General features: G+C 45.5%; 16 protein-coding genes. 15 read left to right on the top strand and 1 reads right to left on the bottom strand.

What is annotated here, in order from left to right; translation table 11 throughout:
* Window positions 1-43 precede the first annotated feature (43 nt).
* From aspA to QQ041_RS05650, 11 genes are all read left to right on the top strand, one after another.
* The gene (aspA, locus tag QQ041_RS05700; protein WP_146492410.1) at window positions 44-1,495 is read left to right on the top strand and encodes an aspartate ammonia-lyase; all 1,452 of its coding nucleotides are present in this window, start codon (window positions 44-46) and stop codon (window positions 1,493-1,495) included.
* A 180-nt stretch (window positions 1,496-1,675) separates the two neighbouring features.
* Window positions 1,676-2,983: an anaerobic C4-dicarboxylate transporter gene (locus tag QQ041_RS05695; RefSeq protein ID WP_017630904.1), complete on the top strand. Its 1,308-nt coding sequence runs from the start codon at window positions 1,676-1,678 to the stop codon at window positions 2,981-2,983.
* Window positions 2,984-3,491: 508 nt separating this feature from the next.
* Window positions 3,492-4,940 carry a YfcC family protein gene (locus QQ041_RS05690; protein WP_052880307.1) on the top strand — a complete coding sequence of 483 codons (1,449 nt, stop codon included), beginning with the start codon at window positions 3,492-3,494 and terminating at the stop codon, window positions 4,938-4,940.
* A gap of 808 nt (window positions 4,941-5,748) precedes the next feature.
* The gene (arcA, locus tag QQ041_RS05685) at window positions 5,749-6,972 is read left to right on the top strand and encodes an arginine deiminase (RefSeq protein WP_146492409.1); all 1,224 of its coding nucleotides are present in this window, start codon (window positions 5,749-5,751) and stop codon (window positions 6,970-6,972) included.
* Window positions 6,973-7,043: 71 nt separating this feature from the next.
* Window positions 7,044-7,955: a carbamate kinase gene (arcC, locus tag QQ041_RS05680; protein ID WP_285953290.1), complete on the top strand. Its 912-nt coding sequence runs from the start codon at window positions 7,044-7,046 to the stop codon at window positions 7,953-7,955.
* 141 nt (window positions 7,956-8,096) lie between these two features.
* Window positions 8,097-9,107, top strand: coding sequence for an ornithine carbamoyltransferase (locus QQ041_RS05675; protein ID WP_017063666.1), 1,011 nt, complete (start codon window positions 8,097-8,099; stop codon window positions 9,105-9,107).
* Window positions 9,108-9,591: 484 nt separating this feature from the next.
* On the top strand, window positions 9,592-10,521 hold the full coding sequence (gene pyrB / locus QQ041_RS05670; protein WP_285953289.1) for an aspartate carbamoyltransferase: 930 nt from the start codon (window positions 9,592-9,594) through the stop codon (window positions 10,519-10,521).
* 15 nt (window positions 10,522-10,536) lie between these two features.
* Entirely contained in the window at window positions 10,537-11,001 is a 465-nt protein-coding gene (pyrI, locus tag QQ041_RS05665; protein ID WP_060983419.1) for an aspartate carbamoyltransferase regulatory subunit, read from the top strand.
* Window positions 11,002-11,327: 326 nt separating this feature from the next.
* On the top strand, window positions 11,328-11,816 hold the full coding sequence (locus QQ041_RS05660) for an arginine repressor (protein WP_285953288.1): 489 nt from the start codon (window positions 11,328-11,330) through the stop codon (window positions 11,814-11,816).
* A gap of 175 nt (window positions 11,817-11,991) precedes the next feature.
* Window positions 11,992-13,821 carry a protein-disulfide reductase DsbD gene (locus QQ041_RS05655; protein ID WP_285953287.1) on the top strand — a complete coding sequence of 610 codons (1,830 nt, stop codon included), beginning with the start codon at window positions 11,992-11,994 and terminating at the stop codon, window positions 13,819-13,821.
* Between the two features lie 211 nt (window positions 13,822-14,032).
* Complete coding sequence (locus QQ041_RS05650) at window positions 14,033-14,662, top strand: response regulator transcription factor (protein ID WP_012604978.1); 630 nt, start codon at window positions 14,033-14,035, stop codon at window positions 14,660-14,662.
* On the opposite strand, the gene QQ041_RS05645 is transcribed toward QQ041_RS05650, so the two are convergent.
* Window positions 14,659-16,410 carry a potassium/proton antiporter gene (locus QQ041_RS05645; protein WP_285953286.1) on the bottom strand — a complete coding sequence of 584 codons (1,752 nt, stop codon included), beginning with the start codon at window positions 16,408-16,410 and terminating at the stop codon, window positions 14,659-14,661. The two genes, QQ041_RS05650 and QQ041_RS05645, sit on opposite strands and share 4 nt — an antisense overlap.
* A gap of 438 nt (window positions 16,411-16,848) precedes the next feature.
* Between QQ041_RS05645 and QQ041_RS05640 the strand changes: the two genes are divergently transcribed.
* The 4 genes from QQ041_RS05640 (at window position 16,849) to QQ041_RS05625 (ending at window position 20,816) form a co-directional block, all read left to right on the top strand.
* Window positions 16,849-17,115, top strand: a complete 267-nt coding sequence (locus QQ041_RS05640; RefSeq protein WP_010435433.1) for a DUF4212 domain-containing protein — start codon at window positions 16,849-16,851, stop codon at window positions 17,113-17,115.
* A gap of 10 nt (window positions 17,116-17,125) precedes the next feature.
* Window positions 17,126-18,829, top strand: coding sequence for a sodium:solute symporter family protein (locus QQ041_RS05635; RefSeq protein ID WP_017062715.1), 1,704 nt, complete (start codon window positions 17,126-17,128; stop codon window positions 18,827-18,829).
* Window positions 18,830-19,031: 202 nt separating this feature from the next.
* A complete protein-coding gene (locus tag QQ041_RS05630) occupies window positions 19,032-19,418 on the top strand; it encodes a hypothetical protein (RefSeq protein ID WP_017630893.1) in 387 nt (128 codons plus the stop codon).
* A 12-nt stretch (window positions 19,419-19,430) separates the two neighbouring features.
* Window positions 19,431-20,816: a lyase family protein gene (locus QQ041_RS05625; protein WP_285953285.1), complete on the top strand. Its 1,386-nt coding sequence runs from the start codon at window positions 19,431-19,433 to the stop codon at window positions 20,814-20,816.
* Window positions 20,817-20,869: the final 53 nt, after the last annotated feature.

Below are 20,869 nucleotides of genomic sequence, written 5' to 3'. Positions count from 1 at the left end.
ATAACTAACTATATAATCAGAATAATTCTCTAAGGATCCTGTTATGGCTACTCAATCAGAAGCTCAAATTGAAGCTCCTCAAGCTACTCGTCTCGAAGAAGATCTATTAGGTCAACGTCATGTTCCGGCTGATGCTTACTACGGCATCCACACTCTACGCGCAGTTGAAAACTTCAACATCTCAAATGTAACGATCTCAGATGTACCTGAATTCGTTCGCGGTATGGTAATGACCAAGAAAGCGGCGGCTTTAGCAAACAAAGAGTTAGGTGTAATCCCAAGCGAAGTGGCTAAATACATCATCCAAGCTTGTGACCTAATCCTAGACACGGGCAAGTGCATGGATCAGTTCCCATCGGATGTTTTCCAAGGTGGTGCTGGTACTTCTGTAAACATGAACGCGAACGAAGTTATTGCGAACGTGGCACTTGAACTGATGGGCAAAGAAAAAGGCCAATACGAGTTCATCAACCCAAATGACCATGTAAACCGCAGCCAATCGACAAACTGTGCTTACCCAACTGGCTTCCGTATCTCTGTTTACAACAGCGTTCGTAAACTGATCGACGCTATCGAATACCTAAAGGGCGCATTCGAGCTTAAGAGCCAAGAATTCAATACAATTTTGAAGATGGGTCGTACTCAACTTCAAGACGCAGTTCCAATGACGGTTGGCCAAGAGTTCCATGCTTGGGCAGTAACCATCAATGAAGAAATCAAAAACCTAGAATACACTTCAAAACTACTGCTTGAAGTAAACCTAGGCGCAACAGCTATCGGTACCGGTCTAAACGCAGCACCAGGCTACCAAGGTCTTGCAGTGAAACACCTAGCAGAAGTAACTGGTCTTGAATGTGTCGCGGCTGAAGATTTAATCGAAGCAACGTCTGACTGTGGCGCATACGTAATGACGCACGGCGCACTTAAGCGTCTAGCGGTTAAACTGTCTAAGATCTGTAACGATTTACGTCTACTTTCTTCTGGCCCACGTACTGGCCTGAACGAACTGAACCTACCTGAACTACAAGCTGGCTCTTCAATCATGCCTGCTAAAGTAAACCCAGTTGTACCTGAAGTAGTAAACCAAGTTTGCTTTAAAGTTCTAGGTAACGACAACACGGTTTCTTTCGCTGCAGAAGGTGGTCAACTGCAACTGAACGTTATGGAACCTGTAATCGCACAAAGCATGTTTGAGTCTCTAGACATCCTAACAAACGCATGTGTGAATCTACGCGACAAGTGTGTAGACGGCATTACTGTAAACAAAGAAGTATGTGAATCACACGTATTTAACTCTATCGGTATCGTAACTTACCTAAACCCATACATTGGCCACCACGAGGGTGACATTGTCGGTAAGATCTGTGCTGAAACAGGTAAGAGTGTACGTGATGTGGTTCTAGAGCGCGGTTTATTAACCGAAGAAGAGCTTGATGACATTTTCTCTGTTGAAAATTTAATGCATCCTCAGTATAAAGCAAAACGCTACGAATAACGTTAGCGAAAAAGGGCTCCAAGCGGAGCCCTTTTTTAGGCTCCAATACGGTTAACCCTGCTTATTATGTGGATTTCCATTGGTTGCGTTTTTGCTAAATTGAATCTAAACCATAGAACTATTATGTGAACATTCCATCGGCGAATGTTCACATAATAAAATCTAAATGAGGTGTTACTTATGATTGCAGTAGAACTATTTATCGTCCTGCTCTTTATCTTTTTGGGGGCCAGAATTGGCGGTATCGGTATTGGTTTTGCCGGTGGTGCTGGTGTTATTGCCCTTTCACTTATTCTTGGCGTTCCAACAAGCCAATCTTTCATCCCGATCGACGTAATCTTGATCATCATGTCGGTTATTACCGCTATTGCTGCAATGCAAGTTGCTGGCGGTATGGACTGGTTGGTGCAAATTGCAGAAAACTTTTTGCGTAAACACCCTGAACGCATCACCTTTTACGCGCCGATTGTGACCTTTGTAATGACACTAATGGCGGGTACTGGTCACACAGCATTCTCTACGCTTCCTGTTATTGCAGAAGTAGCGAAAGGCCAAGGTGTTCGTCCTTCGCGTCCACTGTCTATCGCGGTTGTCGCTTCTCAAATTGCCATCACAGCTTCGCCAATCTCGGCAGCGGTTGTGGCTTTCGCAGCAATGCTGGCACCATTTGGTGTTGATTACCTAACGCTATTGATGGTTTGTATCCCAACAACCTTCATCGCTTGTATGGTTGGTGCTGTTGTTGCGAACTACATGGGTAGCGAACTGAAAGACGATCCTGTTTACCAAGAACGTTTAGAGAAAGGTCTAATCAAACTGGCGACAGAAGAGAAACGCGAAATACTTCCAACAGCGAAGAAAGCAACGTACATCTTCCTAGCTGCAATTGGTTTCGTGGTTTGTTACGCAGCGGCTATCTCTAGCTCTGTTGGCCTAATTGAAAACCCAGCGCTAGGTCGTAACGAAGCGATCATGTCTGTGATGCTGGCAGCGGCAGCGGCTATCGTGATGTTCACTAAGATTGATGCAGCGAAGATCTCTTCAGCGCCAACGTTCCGCTCTGGTATGACAGCGTGTGTTTGTGTACTTGGTGTGGCTTGGTTAGGTTCAACGTTTGTGAACGCACACGTTGCTGAAATCAAAGACGTAGCAGGCGCTCTACTGGCTGATTACCCATGGATGCTGGCTCTTGTTCTGTTCTTCGCTTCTATGCTGCTTTACTCTCAAGGCGCAACAACGGTTGCACTGATGCCTGCAGCACTAGCAATTGGCGTAGCACCACTAACAGCCGTTGCTTCTTTTGCTGCGGTAAGTGCTCTGTTCGTACTGCCAACTTACCCTACACTACTAGCGGCAGTTGAGATGGATGACACAGGCTCAACACGTATCGGTAACTACGTATTCAACCACCCATTCTTCATTCCAGGTGTGGTAACAATCAGTACTGCGGTAGCACTAGGCTTCGCATTCGGCGGTCTGTTTATCTAACATACGCTGGCGTATTGAACATTTAAAAGGAAGCTTCGGCTTCCTTTTTTGTTTTCTGCTCAATGTATTATTTGATACGCATCAAATAACCATTATAAAATTTAAAAACGGCTTAAAAATAAAGTTTGAATAAAATTCCAAGATTATTCTAACCGTTCATAAACAACACCTACCAAATCAATCATCCCCCACTTACCCTTAATCCACAACGAATATTAATCCAAGCTAACTAACCAAAAAACCTTGCCATTTTTTTACCATTTTCTAACCCATTCATTGGCCATTATTTTTGTGAACAGCACCAAACTTAAATTCCAACGTAAGGAATAAAATAACCGCAGCTAAAATAAATCTAACTTCATTTGGATTGGTAAATATAAAAACATTATTTTAAAACATCCAACTTTATATCGTTGGATATTTTATAAGTGTCAATGTATTTACAATCTATAAATCATTAGTCGCTAATTCACATCACTTCTATTTAAGATGATGTAAGGAGATAGCCATGACAGCTCAAACGATACCAAGCGAGAAAAAAAAGGGCGGCTTCTTTGCCAACTTTAAATTCCCTTCTGCCTACACCATTCTATTTATTCTCATTGCGTTCGTCGCTCTGCTTACCTGGATTGTTCCAGCAGGCCAATACGATCGCGCAATGAATGAAGAGCTAGGTCGAGAAGTACCCGTAACCGGCACCTATCAAGCGGTAGAAGGTAACCCTCAAGGCGTGATTGATGTACTGCTAGCGCCTATTGATGGCTTCTACGACCATAATAGTTATGAAGCGGCCGCAATCGACGTTTCACTATTCATTTTAATCATTGGTGGCTTCTTAGGACTAGTAACCAAAACTGGCGCCATTGATGCGGGTATCGAGCGCGTCACCGCCCGCTTAGAAGGGCGAGAAGAGTTGATGATACCAATCCTGATGGCACTGTTTGCCGCTGGCGGTACTGTCTACGGCATGGCGGAAGAATCACTCCCCTTCTATACATTGCTAGTGCCTGTAATGATGGCTGCTCGCTTTGACCCTCTAGTTGCCGCTGCAACCGTACTGCTTGGCGCAGGCATTGGGGTGCTGGGTTCAACAATTAACCCATTCGCAACCGTGATCGCTGCTAACGCCTCTGGTATTCCATTTACAGACGGTATCGTGTTGCGTATTGCGATGTTGATTATTGGTTGGGGTATTTGTGTTGCCTACGTGATGCGTTACGCAAGAATGGTTCAAGCCGATCCAACAACATCAATTGTCTACGATAAATACGAAGAGAACAAAGCGCACTTCTTAGGTAATGCGAGCGGAGAGAAACTTGAATTCACCGCGACTCGCAAACTGATTCTGACCATTTTTGGTGGCTCGTTCGCTGTGATGATTTACGGTGTATCCGTTGCTGGATGGTGGATGGCAGAGATCTCAGCAATGTTCCTAGCAGCAACCATCATCGTCGGTATTGTGGCTCGTATGAGCGAAGAAGAGTTTACCACCAGCTTCATTGATGGTGCCCGCGACCTACTTGGCGTTGCGCTTATCATTGGTATTGCACGGGGTATCGTGGTGGTGATGGACCGCGGTATGATCACTGATACAATTCTCTTCTCTGCAGAGCAAATGGTAACGGGGCTTTCTTCAGTTATCTTCATTAACGTGATGTTCTTCTTAGAGATTCTACTGTCGTTCTTAGTTCCATCGACGTCTGGTCTAGCAGTATTGACCATGCCAATCATGGCACCACTGGCTGACTTTGCCGGTGTAGGTCGCGACTTGGTTATCACTGCGTACCAATCTGCATCCGGCTTGGTCAACCTAATCACCCCGACCTCTGCGGTGGTGATGGGCGGCTTGGCGATTGCTCGCGTCCCTTATGTACGCTGGGTTAAATGGGTGATGCCATTAGTCGGTATCTTGATGGTGTTCTGTATTGTTGTACTGAGTATTGGTGCGCTGATCTAACTAACAGCACTTCACTCCTTTCTCATCCAAAGCCGCTTCTCACAGCGGCTTTTTTATTGCTTCCTCTCCCAATGTAACCCTCTGCTACTAAAACAGCTCCTCAAAGCCATACACGCGATATTCAAGCTATCTTCTGTTCGTAGCAAAGCTCAGCCAAACCCAAAGCACTCGCAATAGAAGAATCAATCCGACTTTTAAACATCAAATTAGCTTGAGGAAATAACACTCTATTTTCAACTGTGATGTTTAAACAAATAGTTAGTCACTTATTAGCGTTAATTATATTTAAAGTAATTTACATACTAATAGACAAACGATAGTTAATGCCATTTTTTATCAAAAAACACACTTAAACAGACGATTTTAAAATGTGATCACAACAGCTTTATTCGCATTTACTTTGTTAATAAATAATTAATTCCATATCCAAAATTAAATATCTAAATAAAAACACTGCATACTTCCAAGCTAAGTACACTCTTATCAATAAAAACATTCTGCATATAATCCCTCGTAAATTAGATTCTAGTAAGTTTCGTCAAAAAAGCGTGCATAAAGTTCCCAAACAGCTAACTATTTAGAATGTATTACTCATAACTAAAAGTGCATAAAGTTTGTTAAAACCCTTAATTTTAAAGGGCTGCGGGATAAAAAACGATTTGTGATAGATCTCTAAGAATACCTGACTAGCAGGCGTAATATTAATTCCAGACAAGAGATGTGAATAAATAATTCATTCTTCTCAACTGAAAATAAATAATTACTCTTAGCGATAAAAGTAATTCAAATATATAAGAGAGAGACGATCATGAGTAAGTTCTATGTTGGTTCTGAAATAGGTCAATTACGCCGCGTTCTAGTTCACCGCCCAAGACGCGCACTGACTCACCTAACACCCTCTAACTGTCACGATTTGCTATTTGATGACGTACTGGCTGTTGAACGCGCAGGTAAAGAGCATGATGCATTTACTAAAACGCTACGTGATCAAGGTGTTGAAGTTCTTCTTCTTACTGACCTACTAGCAGACACACTAGCAGTGCCAGAAGCGAAAGATTGGCTTTTGAATCATCAAGTTTCTGATTACCGCTTAGGTAAAACTTTTGCTAATGACGTGCGTTGCTACTTAGGCGACTTACCGAACTTAGAGCTAGCAAAAATCCTAACGGGCGGTCTGTCTTACGCTGAAATGCCAATGAAATCATCTTCAATGATGCAAGGCATGCACGCACCGACCGACTTCATTATCGAACCGCTACCAAATCACCTATTTACTCGTGACACATCTTGCTGGGTATACGGTGGCGTATCTATCAACCCGATGGCGAAACCTGCTCGCCAACGTGAAACCAACCATGTTCGCGCTATTTACCGCTGGCACCCAACATTCGCAGGCCAAGACTTCATTAAATACTTTGGTGATGAAGAAAATATCAGCTACGACAACTCAACGATTGAAGGTGGTGACGTTCTTGTTATCGGTCGTGGCACAGTTCTTATCGGTATGTCTGAGCGTACAACAGCACAAGGTGTTGAGCACTTAGCGTCTAGCCTATTCAAACACGGTCAAGCGAAACAAGTTATCGCAATGCAACTACCAAAACACCGCTCTTGCATGCACTTAGACACCGTTATGACTCACATGAACGAAGATACCTTCTCTGTTTACCCTGAAGTTGTAAGTAAAGACGTGCAGTGCTGGAACCTAACTGGCGATGAGTCTGGCGCAGTGAAAGTGAAAGAAGAGGGCTACTTCGTAACGGCTATCGAAAAAGCACTTGGCGTAGACAAGCTAAACCTAATCACGACCGGTGGTGACAACTTCCATGCAGAACGCGAACAGTGGAACGATGCGAACAACGTTCTTACCGTTAAACCAGGCGTTGTTATTGGCTACGAAGGCAATACATACACCAACGAAAAATACGACAAAGCAGGCATCACGGTTCTTCCTATCCCTGGAGATGAACTTGGCCGCGGTCGCGGTGGCGCACGCTGCATGAGCTGCCCAATTGAGCGTGATGGTATCTAATCACTAAGACGAAACGGCCAAGTTGAACGACCTTAAATAATCTCAGCTTGGCCAAATGAGAGAACACAATTATGACTAAGCAAACTGTTGTTGTCGCACTCGGTGGAAACGCCCTACTTCGTCGTGGTGAGCCGTTAGAAGCCGATGTTCAGCGCCGTAATATTGAAACAGCTGTTAAAACCATCTCTGAAATCGCGAAAGTGTACAACGTGGTTTTAGTTCACGGTAATGGCCCACAAGTTGGTTTACTTGCTCTGCAAGGTTTGGAATACAAAAAAGTAAATCCGTATCCATTGGATGTGTTGGGCAGTGAGACTCAAGGCATGATCGGCTACATGTTGATGCAGGAGTTCAAAAACTATCTGCCTAACCGCAACATCTCATGCATGTTGACGCAAATGACAGTTGATCCAAACGATCCTGCATTCGCAGATCCAACCAAGCCGATTGGTCCGATCTACGAAGAAGCTGAAGCGCGTGAATTGGCTGAGAAATTCCACTGGATCGTTAAACCAGACGGCCAACACTTCCGTCGCGTGGTGCCAAGCCCACGCCCTACTGGCATTGTTGAGCACGAAGCAATCACCCAACTTATCGGTGCCGGCCACCTAGTAATTTGTACTGGCGGCGGTGGCATCCCAGTCAAAAAAGAAAACGGCAAATTAGTCGGTGTTGAAGCGGTTATCGACAAAGACATGTCAGCGGCTTTCTTAGCGAAACAACTGGATGCGGATGCGCTGCTTATTTTGACCGACGCTGACGCTGTTTACCTTGACTGGGGCAAACCGACTCAACACGCACTGCGTAGCACTACACCAAGTGAACTGGCGCAATTCGAATTTGATGCAGGCTCAATGGGGCCAAAAATTGAAGCGTCGTGCGAATTCATCCAACAAGGCGGCAAGGTCGTCGGTATCGGTGCGCTCGAAGATGGTTTGCAAATCCTGCAAGGCCTGGCGGGCACCAATATCACCAAAGATTAATCCACTCGCGAGCTTTTCAAGCCTTGCGAGAAAACTGAATCACCGTTTGAACTGAAATTAATACACAAAAATTGAATCGCGCTTTCTTGAATTTTCTTTCCCTGTAACAGGAAAGCGCCTAAATCTAAGAAGGAATACATCATGGCTTTTAACCTACGCAATCGTAACTTCCTAAAACTACTAGATTTCACTCCACGCGAAATTCAACACTTGTTAGATCTTTCTATGGAGCTAAAAAAAGCGAAGTACAACGGTTACGAACAGCCGACACTGACTGGCAAAAACATTGCACTTATCTTTGAGAAAACCTCAACTCGTACTCGCTGTGCATTCGAAGTCGCGGCATTCGACCAAGGTGCTCGCGTGTCTTACTTAGGTCCATCTGGCTCTCAAATTGGCCACAAAGAATCTATGAAAGATACCGCTCGCGTTCTTGGCCGTATGTACGATGGCATTGAATACCGCGGCTTCGGTCAAGAGATCGTTGAAGAACTAGGCGCTTACGCTGGTGTACCTGTATGGAATGGTCTGACTGACGAATTCCACCCAACTCAAATCTTGGCTGACTTCCTAACCATGACGGAATACGGCCGTGGTAAACAACTGCATGAAATCAGCTTTGCTTATCTAGGCGATGCTCGTAACAACATGGGCAACTCTCTGATGGTTGGCGCTGCGAAAATGGGTATGGACATCCGCCTTGTAGCTCCAAAGCAATTCTGGCCACAAGAAGAGCTACTAGCTCAATGTCGTGAAATCGCAGAACACACTGGCGGCAAAATCACGCTAACAGAAGATGTTCAAGAAGGCGTGCAGGGTTGTGACTTCCTATACACCGACGTTTGGGTATCCATGGGCGAAGCGAAAGAAGCATGGGCTGAGCGTATCAACCTAATGATGCCTTACCAAGTGAACATGGAAATGATCAAAGCAACAGGCAACCCACATGTGAAATTCATGCACTGCCTACCGGCTTTCCACGGCGAAGATACAACAGTCGGTAAGCAACTTGCTGCTGAATATCCGCAACTTAAAGATGGCGTAGAAGTGACAGATGAAGTAGTCGAGTCTGAATACTCAATCGTATTCGATGAAGCAGAAAACCGCATGCACACCATCAAAGCAGTCATGGTTGCGACACTAGGCAGCTAATAAATTAAAAAGTTACGAAGTTAAAAAGTTAAGCACTCACTTGTTCGCAAGACATTGACAAGTTAAGTGCAATAACAGGGAAATGCGGGTGGCGTTCTTGGGATTTTGACCTTGGATAAAACCCGCATTTTTTTTCATGTACTAAAAAAGATTATTACCTGAAAAACCCTGAGATTCGCAGTTCCGACAAAGGCTTAAATGGAAGCTACAAACGGACGTGATTTCGCATAAAAATCCATTAAATGAATACTTTACAGAAAGTATTGCATGGCCTTTTTATCTGAGTATAATCCTCCGCAATTTGTCTAAAGAGAGCAAAAAATGAACCGCAGTTCTGTCGCACATAATTGTCAAACTACACGCCAAAGAGTGGCGTTAGTGTCATTTTTATTTTGCTCTATTGATCGTTTCGAAGCCTCCTATTTTTAGGGGGCTTTTTTTTGTCCGCAATTTGACTGTATGCATAGAAAAAGGAAGACCCGTTATGGCGCATTCGTTATTTAATAAGCACATCATCTCCATTCCAGAGCTCTCTCGTGATGAACTGGAGCTTATCGTCGATACTGCAGCAAGACTCAAAGCAGAGCCAAACCCAGAGCTGCTGAAAAATAAGGTGGTTGCGAGCTGCTTCTTTGAGCCTTCAACTCGAACTCGCCTTTCATTTGAAACCGCAGTTCAACGCCTAGGTGGCACTGTCATCGGTTTTGATAATGGCGGTAACACGTCATTGGCGAAAAAAGGCGAAACACTTGCCGATTCGGTGCAAGTTATCTCTTCTTACGTTGATGCCTTTGTGATGCGTCATCCACAAGAAGGCGCAGCACGTTTAGCCTCTGAGTTCTCTAACGGTGTGCCAATTGTGAATGGTGGCGATGGTGCCAATCAGCACCCAACACAGACCTTGTTGGATCTATTCTCGATTTACGAAACGCAAGGCACGCTCGACAACCTCAATGTGGCATTCGTTGGTGACCTAAAATATGGCCGCACCGTACACTCATTGACGCAAGCACTATCAAAATTCAATAACGTACGTTTCTTCTTTATTGCGCCAGAAGTGTTAGCGATGCCTGATTACATCTGTGAAGAACTGGAAGAGATGGGTATCCAATACAGCACCCACAGCAGCATTGAAGAAGTGGTGCCTGAGCTGGATGTTCTGTACATGACTCGCGTACAGAAAGAGCGCTTTGATGCATCAGAATACGCGCACATGAAATCGGCTTACATTCTAACAGCTGATACGCTGAAAAATGCACGCCAAAACATGAAAGTGCTTCACCCACTACCACGTGTCGACGAAATCACAACTGATGTAGATAAAACGCCACACGCTTACTACTTCGAGCAAGCTGAAAATGGTGTGTATGCTCGCGAAGCCCTATTGGCCCTAGTTCTAAACGACACTTTATAAGCAGGAGAAACAGTCATGGTTAAACAAACTCAGCTACAAGTAGAAGCCATTCGTAACGGCAGCGTCATTGACCACATCCCTGCTCACCTTGGGATCAAAATCCTCAAGCTGTTTAAATTGCACAAGACCGAGCAACGCATCACCATGGGATTAAATTTGCCATCATCAGCACTGGGTCATAAAGATCTGATCAAGATTGAGAACATCTTCCTAACCAAAGAACAAGCCAACCAATTGGCTCTGTATGCTCCGCAAGCGACGGTGAATCAAATTGAAGAGTACAAGGTGGTCAACAAGTTAACACTGGTACTGCCAGACCAAATCAATAGTGTGTTCGCTTGCCCAAATAGCAACTGTATTTCGCATGGTGAGCCTGTTGAAAGTAGCTTTAAAGTACAGCTTAAACAGGAAAACGTGCAGCTAAAATGTCACTACTGTGAAAAAGTATTCTCTCGCGAGATCATGAGTGAAATTCGCTAGCCCTTAGCGCTATTACCTCCGCAACAAAAACCCTTTATAACTTATGGATATTTATTCCCAACTCGGAATAAATATCCACTTAACCAAAGAATAAAACTCCACAATAAAAGCAATTAACCAGAATTTTGTTTGGTGATCGCCTTCAAAAAGATAACTATCCTTTAGTGGTAGACTCAATGAATAGATGATCATACATCTCGCATACCCTCCCTCTTATTTCGGGGTTCATCGGTAAGCCCTAATTAACAATCGTACTCTACGGCTTTGGGAGTGCGTTCTGCGCTATGGACAAGCGATATCAACACGTTGACCTTAAGGAGTTGTTCATGAACCCAATCACTGAGCACGGTTGCTTGTATTCAGCTGAAGATAAAACACTGACTGCCGCGTGCAAACGCTTACTACAACAGCAAAGCTTCTCGACCCAGAACCAACTGCGCGAGAAACTCGTCGATATTGGCTATACAGGCATTAGCCAATCGACCGTCTCTCGCATTTTGTCACAGCTTGGCGTTGTCAAAATTCAGAATGCCTGTGGCAAAAAGGTTTACTGCATCACGGTTGAAAGCGCGCCTGTGCGTGTCGATGCCTCAATCTCATCACAAATCGAATTAATTACTCACAACCAAGCGATGGTGATTGTAAAAACAAACCCTGGTTGCGCACAGTTGGTCGCAAGATTAGTCGATATCGACCCACATACCGAGATTATCGGTACGGTTGGCGGCAATGACACCGTGCTCATTATTCCGAAAGACACGATGAACATTGATGCTTGTGAACAAGTAGTAAGAGCACGCTTAGGTGTTGCCTAAATGTCTTATTGGCAAGGGCTGTTCACTGCAGTTGCGCAGCTAACCCTCTCTCGACTGCCTAAGAAAGTGGCTCACCCGCCCTAGCGGATATTTGCTGGTCGATGAAACTAATCACAAACTATTACGGTCTGATTGAGTTAAGATACCTTCAACTCCATTTTGATGACTAAATAGTATGCGACGACTTGCCACATTACTTTTTGTTTGCGTTTCCCTGTTCACCCAGCCTGCGTGGGCGCTTTTTGGAAACGACAACGCCGAGCCAAGCTTCGGAGGCAATAACAACGGTTTTGTCCCTGTAGACCAAGCTTTCCCTTTCAATTACTACCAGCAAGACGGCAAGGTCCTTCTCGACTGGCAAGTAAAAGAGGGCTACTACCTCTATCAACATAGCCTCTCGTTCACTGGCCAAAACCTCGCTATCGGCAACGTTGAAATGGAAGATGGCCAACCACACCAAGATGAATTCTTCGGTGAGGTGAGCATTTATACTCAGCCGTTATTCGTGCAAGTTCCGCTACAGAGTTACCAAGATGGCTCACAGCTGATCGTTAAGTATCAAGGCTGTGCAGATGCTGGTTTCTGCTACCCACCCGAAACTCGAGTCATCGACATTGCACCGTTTGAAGCAACGGGTTCAAGCGACACTGCTGCCGACACTACCAGCAACCAAGCGAACACCGCACCACAAGTTGCTTCTCCAAAAGCAGATGTGGCAAATAACACGACACCACAATCAAGCGCACCCGTTTCAAAAGAAGCGAGCCTAGCCGATAAACTCGGTGACAGTTGGTGGACTCCATTATTATTCTTAGCACTCGGTGTTGGCTTAGCCTTTACGCCGTGCGTTCTGCCTATGTACCCAATTCTGACGGGTATCGTATTGGGTGGCGGCAAGCTCAGCCAAGGTCGCGCTTTGATGTTGTCCTTCATCTATGTGCAAGGCATGGCGTTAACCTACACCTTATTAGGTTTAGTGGTTGCTTCTGCAGGCATGCAGTTCCAAGCTGCTATGCAACACCCTTACGTGCTGATCGCGCTGAGTGTTCTATTCGTGGCGTTAGCGATGTCAATGTTTGGCGTTTATAACCTGCAACTGCCAAGCAGCATCCAAACTTGGCTTAACAATCAAAGCAACAAGCAGCAAGGTGGCAATAGCTTGGGCGTGTTCGCGATGGGTGCTATCTCTGGCTTGGTATGTTCACCTTGTACCACGGCGCCATTGTCAGGTGCGCTGCTGTATGTAGCTCAGAGTGGCGACCTATTTACCGGTGCGATTGCTCTGTATGCGTTAGCTATGGGTATGGGTATCCCGCTGCTCTTGGTTGCGGTATTTGGTAATAAGCTACTGCCAAAAGCAGGCAGCTGGATGGATAAGGTGAAGATCGTATTCGGCTTTATCTTGCTGGCAGCGCCTATCTTCCTGCTAGAGCGCATCATCCCAGAGCTATGGGCAACCGTGCTTTGGTCTGCCCTTGGCTTCATTGCCTTCGGTTGGTTGTATCACAGCAAAAATGCACTGCCATTTGGCGGCTGGAAACAGAGCGCAGTGGGTATCATCGCAATGCTCGGCCTATTCGCTTCTGCGCAACCTGCGTTGAATTACTGGTTTTCAGAAAAGAGCGTGGTGGTTGAACAGCAAATCCAATTTGCACGCATCAACACGGTTGAAGAATTAGAAATCCAGCTCATCGAAGCCAAGAAACTGGGTAAGCCTGTAATGCTCGATTTCTACGCCGATTGGTGTGTGGCGTGTAAAGAGTTCGAGAAGTACACCTTCCACCAAGCTGATGTGGAAAACAAGCTTTCTGACTTCGTACTGCTACAAGCGGATGTAACGAGAAACATGCCTCAAGACATTGAACTGCTTAAACAATTACAGGTGCTCGGCTTACCGACGATTGAGTTCTGGGATGGTGAGGGTAACCATGTTCCAAATGCTCGTGTAACCGGTTTTATGCCTGCCGATGTATTCTTAAAACACATGCAAAACCACCAGCTATAACGGTAATATTCACTAAAATATAGCCGAATCGAAAGCCGCACCGCTCCTCCGTAACGAGATGGCAGTGCGGCTTTTTTGCTATTCAGAGTAACGCTTTCTTATTCCGGGGATAAAAGTCGATATGGTTCAGACTTTTAATGCATAGATATTGTCCACATACTCAATCAGGATGATAATAAATATTAACTAAATTGTTAAAAGTATGAACGTCATGGACTCGACCTATACCATCATCATTGCTGATGACCATCCTCTCTTTCGCAACGCCCTGTTTCAGTCAGTTCATATGGCGATCAGTGGTGCGAACCTGCTTGAGGCTGATTCCCTCGATGCCTTACTGACTCTGCTAAAGAAAGAAGATGAACCAGACCTGTTGCTTCTCGACCTTAAGATGCCGGGTGCCAATGGGATGTCTGGCTTAATTCAACTGCGAGCTGAATACCCAGATTTACCGATTGTAGTGATCTCTGCCAGCGAGGATGCCAGCGTTGTCACTCAAGTTAAGAGCCATGGTGCCTTTGGCTTTATTCCTAAGTCGAGTGATATGCGTGAATTGGTCAGCGCACTCAATCAAGTGCTGAATGGCGACCCGTTCTTTCCTGAAGGGCTGATCACCAACAATGCAGCCTGTAGCGACCTTGCGGAAAAGCTTTCCACATTGACGCCTCAGCAATACAAGGTATTAGGGATGCTTTCAGACGGCCTGCTGAACAAGCAAATCGCGTATGAATTGAATGTTTCGGAAGCGACCATCAAGGCACATATGACAGCCATCTTCCGTAAACTGGATGTGAAAAACCGAACTCAGGCGGTTATCTTGCTACAAGAAGTCCACAACTAAGCTTCACTGATATCCTCTTCTAAAGTCGTCTTTGGTAAACATAAACCCAACCTGACGACTTTATGATCATCTATCTCTGCAACCACCCAAGTAATGTCATGCCACACAAAACTATCGCCTAATACAGGATGTGCACCAAGCTCTCGCTCAGCCAATTGTTTTAGCGTTATTTCTCGCTCTTCTTCCGAGCCAAGTTCAATACCATAACAATCACTGACCGCTCCAACCGATAGTTCGACATCCAAGAAGAAATCACCAAAGAATCGAGCGGTCTCTTCAGCTAGAGGAGCCTCACTGAATAGCGCACTTAAGCTATCTAGGTCTTTATCTTGGCCAAGCACACAAAGAATATCGTTCGCCTCTAACACGGTGCTACCCGATGGGTGAAGCAAAGCATCTTTTCTAAACAGTGCCGTAATTCGTGTCCCTTCAGGCATGGACAAACGCTTAAGCGGTTCACCAACACACCACTTTTCCTCTTTCAGCTTGTAGACAAACATCTCCCACTCACTGGTCGGATAAATCTCCATGCCGGTACGAGAAATTGGGGTTGGTGTCGGTGGTAAGGTCACCTGAGCCAACCTCGCAACTTTCATCAAGCTACCGCCCTGAACAATCAGCGAAACCATAACCACGAAGAAGGCGATATTGAAGTAAAGCTGGGCATTAGGCAGGCCAGCCATCATCGGGAACACCGCCAAAATGATCGGCACAGCGCCACGTAAACCTACCCAAGAAACAAACCAACGTTCTTTGGTGGTAAAGCTTCTGAACGGCAGTAAACCCAACCAAACAGACAACGGGCGAGCAAACAAAATCATACCGAAAGCCAATGCTAACGCAGGAAGTGCAATGTCCATCAATGTCGATGGCGTCACCAATAACCCCAGAACCAAGAACATCACGATCTGGCTTAGCCACGTCATGCCATCAAGAACATTAAGGATAGAGTGTCGAGAGCGAGTTGGACGATTACCAATGAACAAGCCAACGAGGTAGATCGATAAGATACCGCTGCCGCCAAGCATGTTAGAGAACGCAAACAGAGCCACACCGCCACTGAGCACCAGAATAGAGTAAAGACCATCAGCCAGTTGCACTCGATTGATAAGACTCCATAGCACCCAGCCACCACCAAGACCGATAAGAGTGCCGATACCAAACTGCATCGCGAAGCTTTTCAGTAGGAAGTTCATCCCCATTTCAGCATCAGGAGTGCCCAGCAGCGCAATTAAGGTCACCGTCAGGAACACCGCCATTGGGTCATTGGTACCGGATTCGATCTCTAGGGTTGAGCCAACACGTTCATTGAGGCTCTGCCCTTTCAACAAAGAAAATACCGCAGCTGCATCGGTCGAACCCACAATCGCACCAACTAAGATACCCTGCATCAATGACAGATCGAACAGCCAAGCCGCCATTAAGCCCGTTAGGGTTGCAGTACAGGCTACGCCTATTGTTGCTAATGAGAGCGACGGCCAAAAAGCGACCTTAAAGCTCGCGACCTTAGTTCGCATACCACCATCAAGCAGGATCACAGCCAGCGCAAGGTTACTCACCAAGTAGGTCAGCGAGTAATCATTGAAATTAATGCCACCGGGGCCATCTTCACCGGCTAACATGCCAACGAACAAAAAGATTAAAAGAATCGGAACGCCCAATCGAGAGGACACTTGTGAGAAAAGTACACTGATGGCGATGAGTACGGCACCAGTCAAAAATAAGTGATTAATGGTTATTGCGTCCAATTCGTTCCCCCAAAGAATAAAACTCGAGCTTTAAGCCTGTTGATCTTTTGCCACTAGCTTGTTGATCTTCTGCCGTTAAGCAAGTCACAGCCGGTGAAAGTACCGTAGTTACTATAACAAACTTATGTTTCGCTTCGTGTCATAGGCAGGACTAAATACCGTTTCTCGGTCATTTAGTTGTTAAATTTTATGACTCGCCGCCTAATTCATACGTTTTTGTTAGACCTTAGGCTAATTTAACAACATTGCAACATCACACTTTTCTATGGTTATGCCTTCTAACTCCCATATTTCAGTGGATTAGCGCTAATAGCGTCCCGACTAAAGTTGCACAGATCACTTTACTTATCCTTGCTACATTCTAAATCGTAACATTACGTTAACACGGTAATTTTCTACAGAAACAGTTTCTACGGAAACGAAATAAAGGAGAAGGCAATGGCGTTCGAATCTACGGAACATGCTCAAGCCTACTGGAAGGAAAACTTGGGAATTATGGGAACACTGCTCGCGGTCTGGTTTGCAGTGTCTTACGGCGCTGGCATCTTATTTGTGGATGCCCTCAATACCGTTCAGTTTGGCGGGTTCAAGCTAGGGTTTTGGTTCGCTCAGCAAGGTTCGATATACACCTTCGTGGCGCTGATATTTATTTACGTTGTTCGCATGAATGCGCTCGACAAAAAATACAACGTACAGGAAGACTAGAGGCTAGAACATGGATATTCAAACTTGGACGTTTATTCTCGTCGGTATTACTTTCGCGGTATATATCGGCATCGCAATCTGGGCTCGTGCAGGGTCTACCAGTGAGTTCTACGTTGCTGGCGGTGGTGTACACCCAGTAGCAAACGGCATGGCGACCGCCGCTGACTGGATGTCGGCAGCATCATTCATCTCAATGGCAGGTATCATCTCATTCGTTGGTTACGACGGTGCGGTTTACCTAATGGGTTGGACAGGTGGTTACGTACTACTTGCGCTATGTTTAGCACCTTACCTACGTAAGTTCGGTCAGTTTACGGTTCCTGATTTCATCGGTGAGCGTTACTACTCGAAAACAGCACGTATGGTAGCGGTATTCTGTGCAATCTTCGTATCATTCACGTACGTTGCAGGTCAGATGCGTGGTGTGGGCGTTGTATTCTCTCGTTTCCTAGAAGTCGACATTAACCTAGGTATCATCATTGGTATGGGTATTGTGTTCTTCTACGCAGTACTTGGTGGCATGAAAGGCATCACTTATACGCAGGTAGCTCAATTCTGTGTCCTCATTTTCGCCTTCCTTGTTCCAGCAATCTTTACATCAATTATGATGACAGGTAACCCACTTCCACAAGTTGGTATGGGTTCTACGCTATCAGGCACAGATGTTTACTTACTTGATAAACTGGATGGACTCACAGAAGAACTCGGATTTACCGCCTATACCGAAGGTAACAAGAGCATGGTGGATGTATTCTTCATCTGTGCGGCTCTAATGGTCGGTACTGCAGGTCTTCCACACGTAATCATTCGTTTCTTCACGGTACCAAAAGTACGTGATGCTCGTATCTCAGCGGGTTGGGCTCTACTATTCATCTCATTGCTATACACAACAGCACCAGGTGTTGCAGCCTTCGCTCGTGTAAACATGATCGAAACAATCAACGGCCCTGACATGCAAGGTGTCGCAGCAGCAGATGCACCAAGCTGGTACAAAAACTGGGAAAGCACTGGCCTAGTGGGTTGGGAAGATAAGAACGGCGATGGCAAAATGTTCTACTCGGGCGATGAACGCAACGAGATGAAGATTAACCGTGACATCATCGTACTGGCTTCTCCAGAGCTAGCGAAACTACCAAACTGGGTTGTAGCACTACTAGCAGCAGGTGGCCTAGCAGCCGCACTATCAACAGCCGCGGGTCTACTATTGGTAATCTCAACGTCGATTTCACATGACTTGCTGAAGAAAGGCTTCAGACCAAACATGACCGACAAGCAGGAGCTATTAGCCGCTCGTCTAGCAGCCATGGTCGCGATTGTCGGTGCTGGTTACTTGGGTATTAACCCACCAGGCTTCGTAGCACAGGTAGTAGCGTTTGCCTTCGGCTTAGCCGCAGCATCCTTCTTCCCAGCGATTATCCTAGGTATCTTCTACAAGAAGATGAACAAGGAAGGCGCAATTGCAGGTATGTTGTCAGGTATTGCCTTCACAGCAAGCTACATCATCTACTTCAAGTTCATCAACCCAGCAGCAAGCACACCTGAAAACTGGTGGTTTGGTATCAGCCCAGAAGGCATCGGTACGCTAGGTATGTGTCTAAACTTCGTAGTATCGATTGCTGTAAACAAAGTAACAGCTGAAGTACCACAAGATGTACAAGATATGGTTGAGAACATCCGTTACCCGAAAGGTGCTGGTGAAGCTCACGACCACTAAGCACGACCACTAAATAAAGATGTTTAGCAAAAAATGAATCAGTACTTACATTGTAGGGATTAGGTACTGAATCTCAGAAAGCCGATACGTTATGTATCGGCTTTTTCTTTTCCCGTTTCATTTTATAAAAAGACAAACAAAGGGTTGTTTTTAAAATCTCACTTGATAATAATTATCATTAACATCCAATAAAGAGATGCAAATGATGATGAAAGAACAGCAGGGTCTCTATTCGAGGTTTTACAAAGCACAAGATCGCTTTGCTTCATTAGAACAAGTTCAAGGCCATGAGCCATTTGTGATTCGAGACTACATCGAGTGCGCACTGACGCTTTCCGCTTACTATGAAAAGCACGCCGCCCAAGAAAACATCTTGTTGTGCGAGCTGTACCTGCGCCAAGTTTTCTTCCATTTGATTGAAGCGATTGAGTCTCCTGAGCGCAGTTTCGCCTTTCGTCATATCTGCCTAGACTCTATTCACTCACCACTATTTTATTTGAAACGCCACTACTGCCAGCAGCCTCAAGGCCAAGCGCGTTTTTTGAATCTCAGCCAAACACTACAACAAGTCCAAGCCCCACTTGGCTAACAAGGATAGAAGATGACCCTACAATATCGAATTGAGAAAGACAGCATGGGGGAAGTGAAGGTCCCTGCCGATGCGCTATATCAAGCACAAACTCAACGTGCTGCAGATAACTTTGCTTTTAGTTCACACAAGATGCCAACCAGCTTCATTCAAGCACTGGCATTCATTAAACAGGCGGCCGCAGACACCAACGCTCAGTTAGGTTTATTGGAAGGTGATATTGCCAATGCGATTGCCGAAGCGAGCCAAGAGATCATCGATGGTAAATACCTAGATCAATTCCCGATCGATGTTTACCAAACTGGCTCTGGTACTAGCTCCAACATGAATGCCAACGAAGTGATTGCAACACTCGCTTCAAGAAGTTTGCAAGGGGACGTGAATCCGAATGATCACGTCAATATGGGCCAAAGCAGCAACGATGTGGTACCAACCGCAATTCAAGTCAGTGTCGCCCTTATGGCTGAAAACAAACTGCTACCGGCATTAACTCACCTTTCAGAAGCACTTACCGTTAAACAGCAAGAGCTGGCTGAGGTAGTAAAAACAGGCCGTACTCACCTAATGGATGCGATGCCAATTACCTTTGCTCAAGAACTTGGTGGTTGGAAGTTCCAGATTGAACACGCTAAGCAAGCCATTGAAAGCACCCTGCCCGCTATTAAAGCACTTGCTCAAGGTGGAACGGCGGTAGGAACGGGGATCAATGCCGACCCACGCTTTGCCGATAAGTTTGCAAGTAACTTGTCTCAATCGACAAAGATCAGCTTTAACGCGAGTGAGAACTTCTTTTTTAATCTCAGCAGCCAAGACGCGATCGTTGCATTCTCGGGTCAGCTCAAAACTGCAGCCGTTGCGATCATGAAGATCTCAAACGATCTTCGTTGGATGAACTCTGGCCCATTGGCAGGCTTAGGTGAAATTGAATTGCAAGCACTACAGCCAGGTTCTTCTATCATGCCAGGCAAAGTAAACCCTGTGATTCCAGAAGCCGCAGCTATGGCGGCAGCACAAGTAATTGGTAACGACACCACCATTACTGTCGCAGGCCAATCTGGTAACTTCCAGCTAAACGTGATGCTGCCAGTGATTGCTCATAACGTATTAGAAAGTATAGAGCTTTTAGCTAACAGCTCCGTCGCCCTAGCAGATAAAGCCATCGCGACCTTCACGGTACGCCAAGACAATCTCGATTTGGCACTGTCAAAAAACCCAATCCTAGTGACGGCACTTAACCCTGTGATTGGCTACTTGAAGGCAGCTGATATTGCAAAGAAGGCCTACAAAGAAGGCTTACCAATTCTGGATGTGGCAGAACGAGAAACGGACCTCAGCCGGGCAGAGCTCAGCAAGTTGCTTGACCCAACCGCCCTCACCCAAGGTGGTATTGCGAGTTAAATCGGTAACCCATAACATAGCGACCAGATCGAAAAAGGCCTCATACGAGGCCT

The sequence above is a fragment of the Vibrio sp. TMPB1044 genome (assembly GCF_030442075.1).
Taxonomy (GTDB): Bacteria; Pseudomonadota; Gammaproteobacteria; order Enterobacterales; family Vibrionaceae; genus Vibrio; species Vibrio satsumensis.
Note: the sequence above shows the minus strand (reverse complement) of the source record. Positions and strands in the feature narration are given on the sequence as shown.

Bases quoted from the DNA above. Each gene is read 5' to 3' on its own strand.
- aspA (WP_146492410.1), top strand. From the start codon at position 44: ATGGCTACTCAATCAGAAGCTCAAATTGAAGCTCCTCAAGCTACTCGT.
- QQ041_RS05695 (WP_017630904.1), top strand. From the start codon at position 1,676: ATGATTGCAGTAGAACTATTTATCGTCCTGCTCTTTATCTTTTTGGGG.
- QQ041_RS05690 (WP_052880307.1), top strand. From the start codon at position 3,492: ATGACAGCTCAAACGATACCAAGCGAGAAAAAAAAGGGCGGCTTCTTT.
- arcA (WP_146492409.1), top strand. From the start codon at position 5,749: ATGAGTAAGTTCTATGTTGGTTCTGAAATAGGTCAATTACGCCGCGTT.
- arcC (WP_285953290.1), top strand. From the start codon at position 7,044: ATGACTAAGCAAACTGTTGTTGTCGCACTCGGTGGAAACGCCCTACTT.
- QQ041_RS05675 (WP_017063666.1), top strand. From the start codon at position 8,097: ATGGCTTTTAACCTACGCAATCGTAACTTCCTAAAACTACTAGATTTC.
- pyrB (WP_285953289.1), top strand. From the start codon at position 9,592: ATGGCGCATTCGTTATTTAATAAGCACATCATCTCCATTCCAGAGCTC.
- pyrI (WP_060983419.1), top strand. From the start codon at position 10,537: ATGGTTAAACAAACTCAGCTACAAGTAGAAGCCATTCGTAACGGCAGC.
- QQ041_RS05660 (WP_285953288.1), top strand. From the start codon at position 11,328: ATGAACCCAATCACTGAGCACGGTTGCTTGTATTCAGCTGAAGATAAA.
- QQ041_RS05655 (WP_285953287.1), top strand. From the start codon at position 11,992: ATGCGACGACTTGCCACATTACTTTTTGTTTGCGTTTCCCTGTTCACC.
- QQ041_RS05650 (WP_012604978.1), top strand. From the start codon at position 14,033: ATGGACTCGACCTATACCATCATCATTGCTGATGACCATCCTCTCTTT.
- QQ041_RS05640 (WP_010435433.1), top strand. From the start codon at position 16,849: ATGGCGTTCGAATCTACGGAACATGCTCAAGCCTACTGGAAGGAAAAC.
- QQ041_RS05635 (WP_017062715.1), top strand. From the start codon at position 17,126: ATGGATATTCAAACTTGGACGTTTATTCTCGTCGGTATTACTTTCGCG.
- QQ041_RS05630 (WP_017630893.1), top strand. From the start codon at position 19,032: ATGATGATGAAAGAACAGCAGGGTCTCTATTCGAGGTTTTACAAAGCA.
- QQ041_RS05625 (WP_285953285.1), top strand. From the start codon at position 19,431: ATGACCCTACAATATCGAATTGAGAAAGACAGCATGGGGGAAGTGAAG.